Origin of the sequence: Shewanella maritima (assembly GCF_004295345.1) — a bacterium.
In the GTDB taxonomy this organism is placed as follows: Bacteria; Pseudomonadota; Gammaproteobacteria; order Enterobacterales; family Shewanellaceae; genus Shewanella; species Shewanella maritima.
The window spans coordinates 134,751-150,527 of sequence record NZ_CP036200.1; the positions used below are offsets into that span (position 1 = coordinate 134,751).

Here is a 15,777-nt window from a genome sequence, read left to right on the forward strand (position 1 = left end):
CTGCAATATTTTGTTTTTTGTCGCCTTTTTATACAGTATTGCTATGTTAACTAACATTTATGGCAAGTCTTGATTGCATTGGTTACCATCTTAGGTAATTTTACATTTCAGGCTCATTCTTGTGGTTAAGCAATCTAAGGTACTAACTCCAGCATCCCGCCCTGCCTTTATAATCCATAAAGCAGTGGCTATTTTCACCACAGCATTGCTGCTAGCCACTCCCACAGCCAAGGCTAGTAGCCCTGTAAAAACTGTCGATGCTAAGCCGCTCGGCGCAGATAAACTTGAGTTGGCAAGCCTAACTAAAACCGATAATTTATCTAAGCGGTTACAAGCTGTAGTTGAGTCATATACCAGTGCTTCGAGCAGCCACGTAAGCGCGCTAATTTGGCATCCAGAGTCAAATCAGACACTAGTGAGCTATCAAAGCAAGCACATAATGCAACCTGCTAGCGTTACTAAAACGCTCACCGCGCTGCTTGCCCTAGATAACCTACAGCAAAACAAAGATGAAAATTTTCGATATAAAACCCAGCTTCTTTCTTCGACACCTATAACTCAATATACTGATGAGTATGGATACTACAGTGGAGACTTGAAGCTAGTATTTTCAGGCGACCCAAGTTTAACCAGCAAACAGTTAGCGGGACTATTCGACCACCTAAACGCATTAGGCGTGAAAAAAATTGATGGTAACTTGTATGTTGAGCGCGACTTTATTGACACTAGTTACCCTGCTGGCTGGGTGTGGGACGACCTTGGTATTTGCTACGGCGCAGCTAACAAAGGTGTGGTTATCGATGGCAACTGCATTCGCGCTCAACTAACAGCAAATGATTACCAACAGAAAGCTAAAGTTTCACTAAAACCAAATGCCGAGCAAAAGCGATACTTGGGGCAAGCGTTAAATCAAGTGATAAATATCAAATCTGACGCTTGGTTTGAAAGGTATAGTGATACGCAATATAACCCTTGTGAGCTGTCGATGAGTCTTGCCACCGACAACGAGTATCAAATTAAGGGCTGCTTTGCTAATCGCCTCAAACTGCCATTGAACTTGGCAATCACAGACCCAGACAGTTATGCGTTAACCTTAATTGATGGTATGACTCGAGCGTTTGTGATTGGTTCAAACAATACCGATGGCGGGGTTATTGTTAACTCTCCCTACTCCCGCGCCAACGCCAACGCCAACGCCAACGCCAACGCCAACGCGCCGAGCTTATTAGCAGGTACAAACTTAATTCCACAAGTTAATGACAACGAACGAAATACTTTTCCATTCTTAGTTGCTGAACATCAATCTGAGCCACTAAATGTCCTTATTGGCACCATGTTGCAAAAGTCAGACAACCTCATTGCAGAAACCTTGCTTACGTCAGTAGCAATGCAGTCAGGCCTGACCCAACAAGGAAGCTATTTCAATCGAACATCAGCAATAAAGCAGTTACTAAAGAAAGCTGGCATTGAATCAAGTGGCAGCCATTTTGTCGATGGTTCAGGGCTATCGCGCTACAACATGACAAGCGCTCAACACCTTAAGCAAATTCTGCAGACGGCATACAGTCAATATGGCGATGAGTTTTACAATCTTATGCCGGTGAGTGGCTTATCTGGCACACTTAAGCACAAACCTCTGTATCAACAACAAGCAATTAAAGGTCGAGTATTTGCCAAAACAGGCAGTATGCATGGGGTTAACAACCTTATTGGACTTGCCAAAACACAGTCCCACGGCGACATATTATTTGTGTTACTTGAAAATGGCATAAATCCAGCCGATGAAGCCAAGCCAACTTTAATAGAAAATATGTTGCCTGAGCTGTTTATTGATTAACTAACACTACAGCCACTATCACAACTGCATTCACAACTGAGACCACAAAAATTCGCACAGTTGAAGTCCCCTCTACTCACAGTAATAACAACAAAAAAAGCCCAATCATTTGATTGGGCAAAGAGGATGACATAACGTCGAGAGTCTTAATTGCATAGATAATTGAACGGTTAACTTACCTAAATGATTAGCTGTTACTTTGGTTAATGCGCATGCTCACTTTAGACTCTGAGTGCGCCTCTAACCAATACTTTTGTAATACAGGATTTGCATGACCACTCTTTTCATCGAGTAGGTTCCACGACCCTTTCCAAATACCATCTGCGATGAGATGCACTACGGCGCTTTCAATGGCGGCTGCAACGCAAAGGCTCACTGGCTCGTTTGAGGTAAAGCCAGCTTCGGCCTCTAATAGTTCCTGAGCATCAATAAACTTAAACACGCCAGCGGTGATCTCTTTTGATATCACCGACTTTGTAGTAGTGACACTGCTCAGCAAGCGACCTGTACGGATATCAACGGCGCGTAGGTTTACAGTGATACGATCAACACGATATTGCCCAGAAGCGCCAATACCAAGATACCTTGCGCCTGCACCGCCAGTTTTTACGTTAGTGTCGTAGGCAACAATGCCGCCTTCCATTAACACCTGAGCGCTATTAAGTTGCGGTAAACCGTTAGCATTACCTTTTAAGCCTGCGCGAACAATCTTACGCTCAGTTAACAGGTTTTGAAGTCCTTCACGCTCTACTGGTACAAACCATGAGGAGTCGTTCAATGCTTGTGAAAGGAATGCCGTGCCACTTTGAGGTACTGCGGTCGAGAAGTTACTCGATGGGATCGGTTTATACTGCCCCGTTTGATCACGAAAGTCATAAACCGCAGCAACCATAACTCCTTGAGGCATAGGTAAACTCACCAAGTCTTGATAGGTCTCACCCTTTGGCATCAAGCTGGTTGTCGCCTCAATACCTTCGAACTCGCTTTCAACCGATGAGCATGCAGCCAATAGAGCCGCAATCGATAATACGATTAGCTTTTTCATATTACCCCCGGTTGTCTCATTACCGACAATTCCGCCTACTTCAATAATGGTGGTCTCACCGGTCAGTAAGTCAGTAATATGCACAAGTAGTGAGCCGTCTTCATTGACGACGTTGATCTCAAAGTCATCTGTTTTTAAATAGCCCTCGCCGCCGTTGGCTGCATCATTAAACAGCTGGCTCATTAATCGTGATTGCAATGAACTCGCAAGGCGGTCAAGTGCTGACGGCGGCGTATAACCCGAACCACCCGTATGCTCGTTTTGAGCCGACGCGTTGGCAAGCAGGTACGAGCCATTAAGGTAATTGCCACCAAAAGCTGGGTTAACCGGGGTATATACCAATTGTGTCGCTTGAGTTGAACTCGAAAGCGTTACTGATAATAGCAAGGCTGTAGAGCCTGCAATTAATGTGAATTTTTTCATGTGCTGTCCCTGCTTATATTTCGTCTGGCGCAAGATCCGGGTCGGTAAATGCGCTCCACTTTGACTGCTGCTGATGCTTCTTTAATAAGGCATCAACATGCTTAGCCGCTCCTGCAGCTTGTCGATCAATATTGCGTGACGCGGGTGACACGAAAGTCACAAATATCGGTTTGCGGTTGTGCATCACGCTGAGCTTACTGCCGCTGCGAGCAGTAGCGAATTCTTTAATAGTGAGCCCTGAATGCTGACTTGTGCCGTTAATGTCTCGATATGCACTCACAAATTCTCGATAAAATCGATGTCCAAATCGGGTCATGGCGCGATTGAGAATGAGCCCATCAACTAAGTCAGATTCTGCTTTGGGCGTGGCATCACTAATACTCTGAGATTGAGTAGGCTTCTGTTTTAGATACTTATCGTCAGCTTTACCCGTTTGCTCAGGTTCTTCAGGCGGGGTGTGGTTGACCGGACCTGCAAGCACACTGGTGTGGACAAGCGCAAAACACAGCGCTGTCCACACTAGGGGTTTCATACTCTCACCTCATGCATATGGGTTTGCGCCCAAGCAATTGCTTGACCGCGGCTAGAAACACCAATCTTCCTAAATGCACGGTAAAGGTGGGTTTTAATGGTTGATTCACTCACAAATAGGCGATTCGCAATATCAAGATTGGTACTACCACTAAGCAATGCTTGGAGTACTTCGCGCTCGCGAATGGTTAATTGTTCTGAATCATCATCAATGTCGTTACACGTCATTGACTGCTGTAAATCCTGAGGGAACACGCTACGGCCTTTTAATAACTCATTAAAGCCTGCGCTGATCTCTGCCAAACTTGCCTCTGCGTAAAACGCCCCTAGTGTCGTAGCTGGATGGATTAAAAACTTCGCATCCACTTGCTTAGGGAAATTAATAAATACAGTGTGGGTGTGGCTGTACTCGCGCTCGACTAAGCGCTGTAGTTGGTACGCTTGCTGTAGGTCAATCGTTGATAAATCAAACACAACCATAGATACAGCTTTTAAGGGTAACTTACGAGCCATCTCGCCAGGTGTTGCCTTTGAAAGGTTAACCAAAAACTCCTGTGGCCAACGACATTCAAGCAAATCGACTAACATTTGCGAACGAGAAACTATCATCCAATTTACGACTTTAAACATCTTAAACACTCCATGTGAAACGATGGTAGAAGTACACTAAGTACGGAGTAAGTGCTAAAACACCCGCATAGATTATCAAGTCAATTAGGGGGTAACAATTAGTCTAAAGGGTGCTTACGCACCCTTACCTAGACTAAAGTATTACTACATACCTTGAACGATAGTTACTGTGTTACCTGAACCTAAGGTATTCACAGCGGCATTGTTTGACGCATCAGTTTGCGTAATGCTCACCATGTTGTTACCCGCACCGCTAACAAATACATCAGAGTTGTGGCTCATACCTGTTTGAGAGATTAAGATCTCATTGTCAGTACCAGCCCAAGACTCAGCAACAGCGGTGTTCAAGTCACCAGTTTGGTCAATATCAACAACCGAAGATACATCAGCTGAATCAGCATATGCTTGGTTGTCATTACCTACTTGGTCAACCGTGATAATGTTGTCACTACCATAGGTACCCGCACCAATAGAAGCGCCATAGTAGTTAGCAGCACCTGGAAGGTTACCTACAGAGTTACCGTTACCTGTTTGTGTAATAGTGATAGAGCTCGAACCACCTAATTCAGAAGCGGCACCAGCATAGTTAGACACACCGGTTTGTAAAACAGTGATGTTATTTGAGAAGCTATCGCCAGAAGTTTGTACAACTGCTTCGTTCGAATCACCAAATTGAGTTACAGAAGCTGTATCACCATCACCCACTTGGTTGATTGTCGCTAAGTTACCAAAGCCTGCGCCAGAGTTACCGCTTTGCATAACAGTTGCAGAGTTGCCTGTGTTTTGCTGGTCGATATCAGCAATGTTTTCACTATCAAGTTGCGTCACAGTTGCTGTTTGCATAGAACCTGATTGCTCAACATCTGCAGAGTTTGATGCACCAGACTGGTCAACGAAAGCCATTGAGCCCATACCTGATTGCATTAATGTTGCAGAGGCAAGCGTGCCAGATTGCAATACAGTTGCTACGTTAGTATCGCCAGTTTGAGTCAACATGCTCATATTATCGTCACCAGACTGTGTGACTGAAGACTGGTTACCCATGCCATCTTGAGAAGCCGTTGCTTCATTCAGGCCACCAGATTGCGCAACTGTCGCAATATTCGAATCGCCCATTTGTGTCAGCATGCTCATGTTATCATCACCAGACTGATTAACTGCTGAGTCATTACCAACACCATTTTGTGATGTTGTTGCATCATTAGACACACCAGTTTGATCGATAGTACCGATGTTGCCATCACCAGTTTGTGAAAGCGTTGCTACTGTATCGTCGGTGTTCGACTGGAAGAAAGTAGAAGTAGATTGAGTGATAGTACCTTGGTTACCAGTGCCATCTTGATTAACAGTAGCAGAAGCATAATCTGAAGAGTCTTGGCTAATAAACGCGTTGTTACCACCGCCAACACTTTGATTGATGGTTGCATCGGCATAATCAGACCAAACGTTGCTGATTTCAGCCATGTCGCCGCTGCCTAACTGGTTAATCGTTGAGTTAGCGCCATCACCATTGTTTTGATCAATGATTGCATCATTATCGCTACCTACTTGATTAACTAATGCTTGAGCATTGTCACCATTATTAAAACGCTGAACAATTGATGCGTCGTTGTTGTCACCAGTTGTGCTGATTGTCGCTGTCGCTGTTTGTGTAGAACTAAACTGGCTAATGCTAGCAGTGTTAGAAGAACCAGTTTGATCAATGTCGGCCAAAGTATTGCTGGTATCAGCCTGGCTTACAGTCGCGACGTTGCTATCACCGGTTTGGTCAACTTCAGCAGTGTTATCAGAGCTATTGACTTGCTGAGTCACAGTGACTGAGTTACCAGCACCATTTTGACCAACTGTGGCAGTATTTGTATTACTTGCATAAGCGCCAGATGCCATCATCATTGATGATACTAGCAATGCGATTTTTGAATATTTCATCACGTATTTCCCTTTACTTTAGTTAGATAAACTACTTTGGGTAACCACAACATTTTGTGAATTTCCCCACTGTGTCACACCTACAGCATTTCCAGAGCCGTACTGCTGGATCCGAATTGCATTCTCGATTCCGGTCTGATTAACGACCGCAATATTGTCCGTTCCAATCTGAGATATATGTAGCAACAGCTGCTCACCGTTTTGGCTAGATAACACACGATTACCAAAACCTGCTTGCAAAATAGTTGCTTCTATATCGCTACCAAATTGGGTAGCCGACAATTGGTTGTCAAAACCTTGCTGATTTGTCACTAGCTGATTTGAAAAGCCAGATTGACTAATAATCGCAAGATTATCGCCACCGACTTGAGTAAGGGATGTAGACATACCATCACCCACTTGGTTGACCCGAGCGCTGTTGTTATACAGGCCTAGTTCATCCACCTCACTTAAGTCTTGCTGACCCCAACTTGGAAAGGAACTCAAACACAACGCTAAAGCAAGCATCCCTGCTCTAGCTGTAACGTGACTAAACTTTTCACGTTTATTCAAGGTCATGCGTCCTGCCCCTTGCGTTAAACCTTGTTTAAAAACCCCTGTTTTCAAACGCTGATTCAACAATGTTGTTGAGAGTGTCAATATTATGACGCTGGAAATTCTGCCTTGAATCGGCTGCGAGTATTAAACGCTGATAGACCTAACTGTTATTTTTATCTGATCACCCCACCTTAGTATTAGTGATGGATTTTACTAGATAAAAATCAGTACATTAGAGGTGAAGAAAAACTTGCCTTAGCGCTCTAAGTAAACTCAAGTACTACTTTCGCGGGTTTTTAGTGTTCGTTTTGCGCTAAAAATGTGCAGATTTATGACCAAACAGTCATAAAGGGTGTAAACCCTTATGCAAAAAACTAAACCAATTAGTGGGCAATTTAGCCTGTAACAACCGACATGTTACGCCCTATAGTGATGTTCAAAGGTGATAAGTAGGATTTTTAAAAGAAGAATATCGACAATAGTAAGCACATTAGCAATATTGCGCTTACAGCTTGCCAAAACCGTGTTGGGTCTCGCTGAATTAACGGCACAAATTCAGATTTTCGGCTTGGATAATTAACGCGGGTTAACTCATGAACAAACTCATGAGTATCAGCAAAACGAAAACTAGGTTCTATTGATAGTGCTTTACGTAATACATCATCAACCCACTCTGGCACCATAGGATTTGGTTGATACACGGGTATATAGCTAAGTTTTAGATAATCATGACGAGTTTTGCATTGCGCAAGTTTACCCGCAAAAGGTAATTGCCCTGCGAGCATTTCATAAGTGATTACTGCCAATGAAAACAGATCGGCTCGACTATCTGCCTGATACCCAAGTATTAGCTCTGGTGCACTATAGTCAGCAGTACCAAGGATTTTGTCTCGCACCAGCGGCGTTGCTATCTCTGCTATGCCTTTGATGTAACATGAACCAAAGTCAATAATCTTTACCTGTTCTTGTCTGGTAACAAAAATATTGTCCGGCTTTAAGTCTTGATGCAGCGTCTCTTTTCGATGAAATGCTCTGACACCTGCTTCTATTTGTTTTACAAATGTAAATACAGTTTCGACTGATGACTTTGGATTATGCTCAATCCACTGCGATAGACTCACACCGCCCAGAAACTCAGTCAAGTAATACACTGCAGACTTGTGCCGAGAGCTGTGGCAAACCTTAACCACGTTTGGGTTTTGAATCCGGTTACCTACCCAACTTTCTAGTACAAAGCGCTCAATGTATGCCGCGTCATCGAGATAATTAACCGAAGGCGTCTTCATGCAATAAGCATTGCCGTCTGAATCCACCACTCGATAAACTTGACTACGCTGAGATTGGTGCAAGATGTGCGTAACCTGATAGCCATCAAGCTTATTACCGACATTCATCGGTGGAGGAAACGGTTTGTCAGAAAGTTGCTGGTAAACATCTTCTATTTGTTGATCGGGTAAGTCACTGATAAACAACAGCTGCGCACTAAGGTTGTCATTACTGGCGCAGTCAAGTGCTTTAGCGATCAACTGCTGACAAAAATGCTCACAGTCATTGTCTTGGAACTGGTTAGTTTGAACAAACCGACTGAGCCGACTTGCAAGCTCATTGTCAGTCAACACATCGTGAATACCATCAGTCGTGAGCAGGAAGACATCGCCTTGTCGTATCGACAGCTTGCGATAATCGACGCTAAGTTTGACATCCATGCCTAAGGCGCGTGTCAAATACGTTTTGCTACCACTAACCTCAGTAACATGATCTTGTGTTAACCGGCTTATTTGACCATCACGAAATAGATAAACCCTCGAATCTCCGGCATGTAAAATATGTGCTGAACAAGACTTAAGTACCAGCGCACTAAAGGTACACACAAAGCCACGGCGAGCATCGCGGTAATCTTGACCTAAGCCGTAAAGCCAGCGGTTGAGCGCGGTTAACACCTTGGTACTTGAAGTTTGTACCCCCCAGGTATCGGGTGTGGAATAATAATCGGCAATAAAGTTAGTCACACTAATCTGCGATGCTTGAGCTGCAGCTTCAGCAGTGCTCACGCCATCACTAATTACACTAACAATGCCTTTGGTAGTAAGCGCCAGACCTTCAGGTATACGTATACCAATGGCGTCTTGATTTTCTGCTTTCACACCCGCGTTAGAGCTTTGACCAACGGTGACGGTTAATGACTGACCGTGACTTAAGTGATCGATCGTCTGTTCACACCCTGTGTTAGGGCTTGGTAGCTCGATGTCATTGTGCTCTGTGCTATTAGATTGATTTGAAGGAACGGATTGAGGGTGAAAACTATCACAAGCAGATAAACCAGACCCTAAGGCCTGGTTATCTGTAACTTGTTTAGATAGCTTATTTACTGTCATACAGTAAAACTAACTCACGCTAATGAGGGTCACTTCACCGTCTTCATTGACCTCAGCAATATGACCACTTGGCTCATTCATAAACAGCAAGGTAACAAAGCCAAACACTGCGCTGGCGCCAATGACATAGAAGAAGGTTTGCGTTGACACCATAGAGTAAACGGTTAAAAAGAACACCGCCCCAACATTACCGTATGCGCCAGTCATACCCGCAATTTGCCCAGTTAAACGGCGCTTGATCAGTGGCACCGCAGCAAATACTGCGCCCTCACCGCCTTGTACAAAGAAAGAGCATGCCATCACAACAATTACAGCGAGCGGCAACGCCCAGCTACCGTCAATTTGCGCTACCGAGAAATACCCTAACGCTAAACCCGCAGTTAAGATAAGCAAAGTCGACTTACGACCAAAGCGATCACTTAACCACCCACCGCCAGGACGAGACATGAGGTTCATAAACGCATAACTCGATGCAACCATACCGGCTTGCGCCATACCCAATTCAAAGGTTTCGGCAAAGAATAATGGCAGCATAGACACAACCGCTAACTCTGAGCCAAATGTAGTGAAGTACAGCACATTGAGCACAGCAACCTGCTTGAACTCGTAGCGCTCAAACTCAGGTACTTCTTTTTCAAAGATATGCTTATTTACCTGATAGGTTTGAAAGAAATCAAACGCAAACACCACCACAAGCCCAACATAAATCGCTGTGGTCATCTCATTACTTAGCATAGAGACACCTGCAGGAGATAACTTCCAGCCCAGCAACGCCAAAGTGGCATACATAGGGATCTTCATAATGATCAGCAAAATAAAGTCTTTCTTGCTAGTGACCTCTAAGCCACCTGCTTTTTTAGGTTTAAAATAAGTTGACCCCTTTGGCGTATCGGTAACATTAAAGTAATAGATAAATGCAAAACTCAAGCTCATTAGGCCGGTAATACCAATGGCGTAACGCCAGCCGTCATCACCGCCAAATGCTAATGCCACTGCAGGTAAGGTAAAGGCTGCTGCAGCTGAGCCAAAGTTACCCCAACCACCGTAAATTCCTTCAGCTGTACCTAGCTCTTTAGCAGGGAACCACTCACTGACCATACGAATGCCAATCACAAAGCCTGCACCAATAAAACCAAGCATAAAGCGCGCTATCGCTAACTGCTCGAAACTGTCAGCTACTGCAAACATAAAGCAAGGGATGGAACAGATCGCCAGCAATGCAGAATAAGTTAATCGAGGGCCGTATTTATCTGTGACCATACCAATGATGATCCGTGCCGGAATGGTCAATGCCACGTTTAAAATAAGCAGCGTTTTAATCTGGGCTTTGGTTAGCCCTAAACTGTCGGCAATCACGCTCATTAATGGCGCTGCGTTAAACCACACTACAAAGGTGACAAAAAATGCCATCCAGCTAAGGTGCATGATTTTCATTTTTCCACTAAATGAAAACAAATTGAATTTTTCGCTACTCATACATCCCCCTGAGCATTCGCTTTAATGAGTATTTTGCCATTTTGATTTTTTATCTGATAAGGCTTGGCAACCAAGGCGTCATCTTCTAAACACACGCCGCTGCTTAATTGATAATGGTGCTTATAAAGTGGTGAAGCGACACACAGCTTACCGTCCATATCACACACTAACCCTCTCGCGAGCAGGCTCACCCCAGTTGCTGGGTCAATATTATCTAGCGCAAACAAACCATCTTCGCCTAGATCAAAAATAGCAACTGCACTTCCCTCAACCCAAGCTGCAATACCAGTACCTTTTGGTAAGCTAGTTGCGTCACATACATCTACCCAGCTCATACTAGCTCCTCCATTTGCTCTGCTTTTTGTTCATTTTTTTGTTGATCATTCTGTTGTGGGTCATGCTGTTGTGGATCAGTATCTAGAATTTGTTTAATCGCAATATTGCCAGCACCTTGTGAGTTGTCGGCATTAACTGCAGGGAAGCGCTGCTCCCTAATACGTTGATATTGATGAGTTGCAACCTTAGGTGCACTGTCTGGGTTAACAAACTCGTTGAATCTCGACAGGAACTCAGGTTTTTCAAGACTGGTTTTCCACTCACACTGATAACGTTCAACAATCAGATCCATTTGCTCTTCTAGTTCAGCGTTAACACCTAACGCATCTTCAATGACTACGGATTGTAAGTATTCAAGACCACCTTCTAATGATTCCATCCAGGTTGAGGTACGCTGCAGCTTGTCTGCTGTTTTGACGTAGAACATCAAGATACGATCGATATAGGTATACAGCTCCTGGGTGGTTAAGTCGGTTGCAAATAAATCTGCGTGGCGTGGACGCATACCGCCGTTACCAGCAACATATAGATTCCAGCCTTTATCTGAAGCAATAACGCCGATATCTTTGCTTTGTGCCTCAGCGCACTCACGGGTACAACCTGATACGGCAAACTTTAATTTGTGCGGGCTGCGAAGACCCTTGTAGCGATTTTCAAGTGCGATCGCCATGCCAACTGAATCTTGTACGCCATAGCGACACCAGGTGCTACCCACACATGATTTGACCGTTCGCAATGACTTACCATAGGCGTGGCCCGTTTCAAAACCTGCATCAATAAGGCGTTTCCAAATCTCAGGTAATTGCGCTAACTGAGCGCCAAACAAGTCGATACGTTGACCGCCAGTAATCTTGGTATAGAGGTCATATTCTTTAGCGACTTGACCAATTTCAATCAGCTTGTCTGGGGTGATCTCACCACCAGCAATACGCGGCACAATCGAGTAAGTGCCATCTTTTTGCAGGTTACCTAAATAAGCATCATTAGTGTCTTGCAAGGCAACGTGTGATAAGTCTTGATTGAGCACATAGTCGTTACTTAGGCTGGCGAATATCGACGCAGCAGCTGGCTTGCAGATATCGCAACCATAGTGATGGCCATCTGTTGATTTACCATGGGTTTTAATCAGGGTCTCAAAGTCTTTAATGCCTTCAACTTTACAAATGTGGTACAAAGCCTGGCGGTCATGCTCAAAGTGCTCACAAATGCCTTTATTGAAATCGAGTCCTTCAGCTTCCAGCGTTTGATCAATAATTTTTTGCACTAAAGGCGCACAGCCACCGCAGCCTGAAGCCGCGCGGGTACAGGCTTTTATCTCCGGCATGTTGTGACTACCGGCTTTTACCGCTTCAACAATATCGCCCTTGGTCACTTGATGGCAGGAACATACAATCGAGGTATCTTTTAAATCGGCTTCACTTTCAGCGCCAGCTAGCAGTAAATCTACCGCTGAGCCTTCAATTTCATCTTGAGACAAATACAGATCTAACAGTTTGTTGTAATCAGCATTATCACCAATTAGCACTGCACCTTTGAGTAGCGTGCCTGACTCATCTAACCAAAGCTTTTTATAAATGCCAGCTTGATTGTCTGAAAGCTCAACATATTGGGCATTATCAAAACCGCGACTTTCACCAATGGCAGCGACATCAACACCTAACAATTTAAGTTTGGTGCTCATGTCGGCGCCTTTAAACTGTTGAGTTTGAGCCGCGCTATCGGTGCCCGCCGCAATATGTGATGCTACGACACGAGCCATTTGATAACCAGGTGCTACAAGTCCAAATATGCGCCCTTGCCACAATGCGCACTCGCCAATCGCGTACACATCTTTAGCCGAGGTTAAACAGTCATCGTTAATTTCGACACCGCCACGCTCACCAATCGCGATCCCTGAGCTGCGAGCAAGGCTATCTTGAGGTCGAATACCGGCTGAGAACACGATCATGTCAGTTTCAAGATAAGTATCATCATTGAAAGTCATTCGGTGCAGCGCGGTTTCGCCGTCTATAATCGCTGTGGTAGCTTTAGAGGTATGCACGCTTACACCCAGATCTTCAATCTTGCTACATAGCAGCTCACCTGCTTTGTCATTCAATTGTACTGGCATTAATTGAGGTGCAAACTCCACCACATGGGTTTTAACCCCTAACTGCTTTAGAGCGTTAGCAGCTTCAAGCCCGAGTAGACCACCACCAACAACAACCCCGACTTTAGACTTATTCGCTGCGGCAGTAATCGCCTCTAAGTCTTCAATGGTTCGGTATACTAAACACTGCTCACGTTCGTTACCGTTAATTGGCGGGACAAAAGGAAATGAGCCTGTGGCTAACACTAACTTGTCATAGCAAAAGCACTCGCCCGACTCTGTTGTAAGTGTTTTAGACTCGGTATCTATGCCAGTGACTTTGGCATTTAAATGCAGATTGATATCCTGACTTTGATAGTCATCAATACTTGCCAACATCAATGGGTCAGCACTATTTGTTTCAAAGTACTTAGATAATTGTACGCGGTCGTACGCTGGTCGAGGCTCTTCACCAAATACATGTATCTCAAAGCTCTGCTGCAACTTTAACGAACAAATTTGCTCGATAAAGTGATGGCCAACCATACCATTACCTATCACGACTAACTTAGGTTTTATGTCTGCCATTTCCGGCTCCTTCTGTCCCCACTACACACACGATTTATGTTCAAATTAATTTTTAGCCCGGCCAGCAAATGAATAGCTATTCACTATCGCCGTGCTTTTATTGAACTATCCTGCTGTGACTTTGCAGCGACCATGCCAAGGCGCACGTTCAACTAAACACTTGTTAAATAAAGGTTAAAACAAAACATTCAATTTTCCAGGCATTAAAGAATGCTCCGATTGAGAGCAACTGCACCAAATGAATGCGACAACAAAAACACGTAACCAACTGTTTTATATCTATAAAAATCAAATGCAACTACCACTTTAGGGGTAGCTTGGGGCGTATTCAAAGCATTTGCTCCTTAGTTTCCCCCCACAGGAATAGTTGGGTGTAACAGAGATGAGTAACAATAAATATTCATTAGAGGCGAAATTAGATAGGATGGAATAAGCGATGACTCGGTTCATGCAAATAGTCAAAATAGGCAATGAGTAATCGCTGAAAACAGTAAATACTAAAGAGTTAAAGATATGCTTGGTGAGAAGCTGTGATGCTACAGAGCTGTACTTTACAAATTAAGTCTACAAGTACTAATACAGCCCATAAGCTATCAGCCTAATTTAGGGATGAAGGTCAAGGTAGCGCAACCCAATTTATAATAAGACGTTTATTAAACTTTGATATTGAGGTCTAGCGTTGCGCGCTGGTTTAATACTCATACTTTCTAAGCAAGTGCATCTAAGCGAGTACATCTGAGCAACTTGCAGTTTAGCTTTACATTTTTGCTGATACCGTTGTTGCCATAGCGTTTGAACATAGACGTAATCATCAGTACTTAACTCAATCTCACTACAATTAGTAATCGTAGGATTGTTGGCTTTCACGGTTTGAGTTAATTCGAGCAGTTTAATTACCAGTGCTAGGCTAGACTCGACACTGCTCATCGCTTGTTCAAAAATCTCAGTCGCGTTTTCAAGCTTGCTAGCTGATCCAGATAATTCACCATGTTGCCAAATATGCATAAGCTCAGCACTATCGAGATCTGCCTGACCTGTTTTGGCACCGAAAAACGCTTCTAAACGAGTGCCAACATTAATCACACCTTTTTGGTAATGTGACTGATTCGAACAACCTTGAGTATTTAGCCAACTAACCTTAGTTGACACACGCGGGTTAATCTCGGTTTCACCTTGAAGCCCTTTAAAGGTTGCGACCAGCAGATCATAATTGTTATGGCCATTACTTGATAAAGGCTGCGCATTCGCCATGATTTTTGCGATCGCTAAATGCTGCTTATCCAGACCTGGATGAAAGTAACTGCGCAGCGACAGCCTTGCATTAGTCGGGTTCACACAACGAACCGCCATTTGAATTAAACTGCGCAAACCTAGCTCTTGATGCAAAGCTCGGCAATCATCAAGCACAGGTAACATATCGTGGGCTTCCACATAGACAATGTTATCGGATGTAAGTGCAGATTGTGCTTTTTCCGCTGTGGTAGCCGCTTTAATGTCCAGCGCATTAACACTGCAGGCTACGTGGCGGCGATGAGCCAAGGATAAACTATCGCCATGAAGCAAAACCCTGTGCCCTTGCTGAGCCAGCAGCTTTGCAGCGAGCAACAACCAGGGTAATTGCTCTCGCTTGCCTGCATAAACAGGCCAATCAATGTCCACCTTGAGTTGTTGCCAGCTAGGTGAAACCAATTGCTTGAGCGCCATTGCAGCACCAGCAATTTCTTCAGCGCTCTCACCGCGAACGCGCATTAACATCATCGCACTGGCCATTTGCACTTGCGACACTAAACCGCAAGCAAAGCCAGCAAATAGCTGCTGCGACTCGACTAAGGTTAAATTACGTGATCCTTTTACGCCCTTGCCTAACGCCTTGATCAATTGCTTAAAATCAACTGTTGCTAGCTGATTTTTAATATCTATAAGATTTGATGTATGTGCAGCTTCAGTATTTATCACTAAGGCTAACTCCAAGTTTAAGAACATTAAGCGCGAGACTGAGTAC

General features: G+C 44.2%; 11 protein-coding genes and 1 pseudogene. 1 reads left to right on the plus strand and 11 read right to left on the minus strand.

Annotated elements, in window-relative coordinates:
* Window positions 1–121 precede the first annotated feature (121 nt).
* Window positions 122–1,837, plus strand: coding sequence for a D-alanyl-D-alanine carboxypeptidase/D-alanyl-D-alanine endopeptidase (gene dacB, locus EXU30_RS00715; RefSeq protein WP_130597358.1), 1,716 nt, complete (start codon window positions 122–124; stop codon window positions 1,835–1,837).
* A 187-nt stretch (window positions 1,838–2,024) separates the two neighbouring features.
* Here the strand turns inward: dacB and EXU30_RS00720 are convergent, their stop codons facing one another.
* The 11 genes and pseudogenes from EXU30_RS00720 to EXU30_RS00765 form a co-directional block, all read right to left on the minus strand.
* Complete coding sequence (locus EXU30_RS00720) at window positions 2,025–2,882, minus strand: CsgG/HfaB family protein (protein WP_167869343.1); 858 nt, start codon at window positions 2,880–2,882, stop codon at window positions 2,025–2,027.
* A gap of 96 nt (window positions 2,883–2,978) precedes the next feature.
* Window positions 2,979–3,305: pseudogene (locus tag EXU30_RS20335) on the minus strand (curli assembly protein CsgF); the annotation flags it as partial.
* Between the two features lie 13 nt (window positions 3,306–3,318).
* Window positions 3,319–3,837, minus strand: coding sequence for a curli production assembly/transport protein CsgE (locus tag EXU30_RS00725; protein WP_130597360.1), 519 nt, complete (start codon window positions 3,835–3,837; stop codon window positions 3,319–3,321).
* Window positions 3,834–4,466, minus strand: a complete 633-nt coding sequence (locus EXU30_RS00730; protein ID WP_130597361.1) for a response regulator transcription factor — start codon at window positions 4,464–4,466, stop codon at window positions 3,834–3,836. Before EXU30_RS00730 ends, EXU30_RS00725 begins: the two co-directional genes overlap by 4 nt.
* A 144-nt stretch (window positions 4,467–4,610) precedes the next feature.
* The gene (locus tag EXU30_RS00735; protein ID WP_130597362.1) at window positions 4,611–6,395 is read right to left on the minus strand and encodes a beta strand repeat-containing protein; all 1,785 of its coding nucleotides are present in this window, start codon (window positions 6,393–6,395) and stop codon (window positions 4,611–4,613) included.
* An 18-nt stretch (window positions 6,396–6,413) separates the two neighbouring features.
* On the minus strand, window positions 6,414–6,953 hold the full coding sequence (locus EXU30_RS00740) for a curlin (protein WP_130603147.1): 540 nt from the start codon (window positions 6,951–6,953) through the stop codon (window positions 6,414–6,416).
* Between the two features lie 437 nt (window positions 6,954–7,390).
* Window positions 7,391–9,307, minus strand: a complete 1,917-nt coding sequence (locus EXU30_RS00745; RefSeq protein ID WP_130597363.1) for a bifunctional protein-serine/threonine kinase/phosphatase — start codon at window positions 9,305–9,307, stop codon at window positions 7,391–7,393.
* A gap of 9 nt (window positions 9,308–9,316) precedes the next feature.
* Window positions 9,317–10,783 (minus strand): NarK family nitrate/nitrite MFS transporter, encoded by a 1,467-nt coding sequence (locus EXU30_RS00750; RefSeq protein WP_130597364.1) that lies wholly within the window; start codon window positions 10,781–10,783, stop codon window positions 9,317–9,319.
* Window positions 10,780–11,118 (minus strand): nitrite reductase small subunit NirD, encoded by a 339-nt coding sequence (nirD, locus tag EXU30_RS00755; protein WP_130597365.1) that lies wholly within the window; start codon window positions 11,116–11,118, stop codon window positions 10,780–10,782. The genes EXU30_RS00750 and nirD overlap by 4 nt, the downstream gene beginning before the upstream one ends.
* A complete protein-coding gene (gene nirB, locus EXU30_RS00760; RefSeq protein WP_130597366.1) occupies window positions 11,115–13,775 on the minus strand; it encodes a nitrite reductase large subunit NirB in 2,661 nt (886 codons plus the stop codon). Before nirB ends, nirD begins: the two co-directional genes overlap by 4 nt.
* Window positions 13,776–14,411: 636 nt before the next feature.
* Window positions 14,412–15,731: a glycosyl transferase gene (locus tag EXU30_RS00765; protein ID WP_165398939.1), complete on the minus strand. Its 1,320-nt coding sequence runs from the start codon at window positions 15,729–15,731 to the stop codon at window positions 14,412–14,414.
* Window positions 15,732–15,777 lie beyond the last annotated feature (46 nt).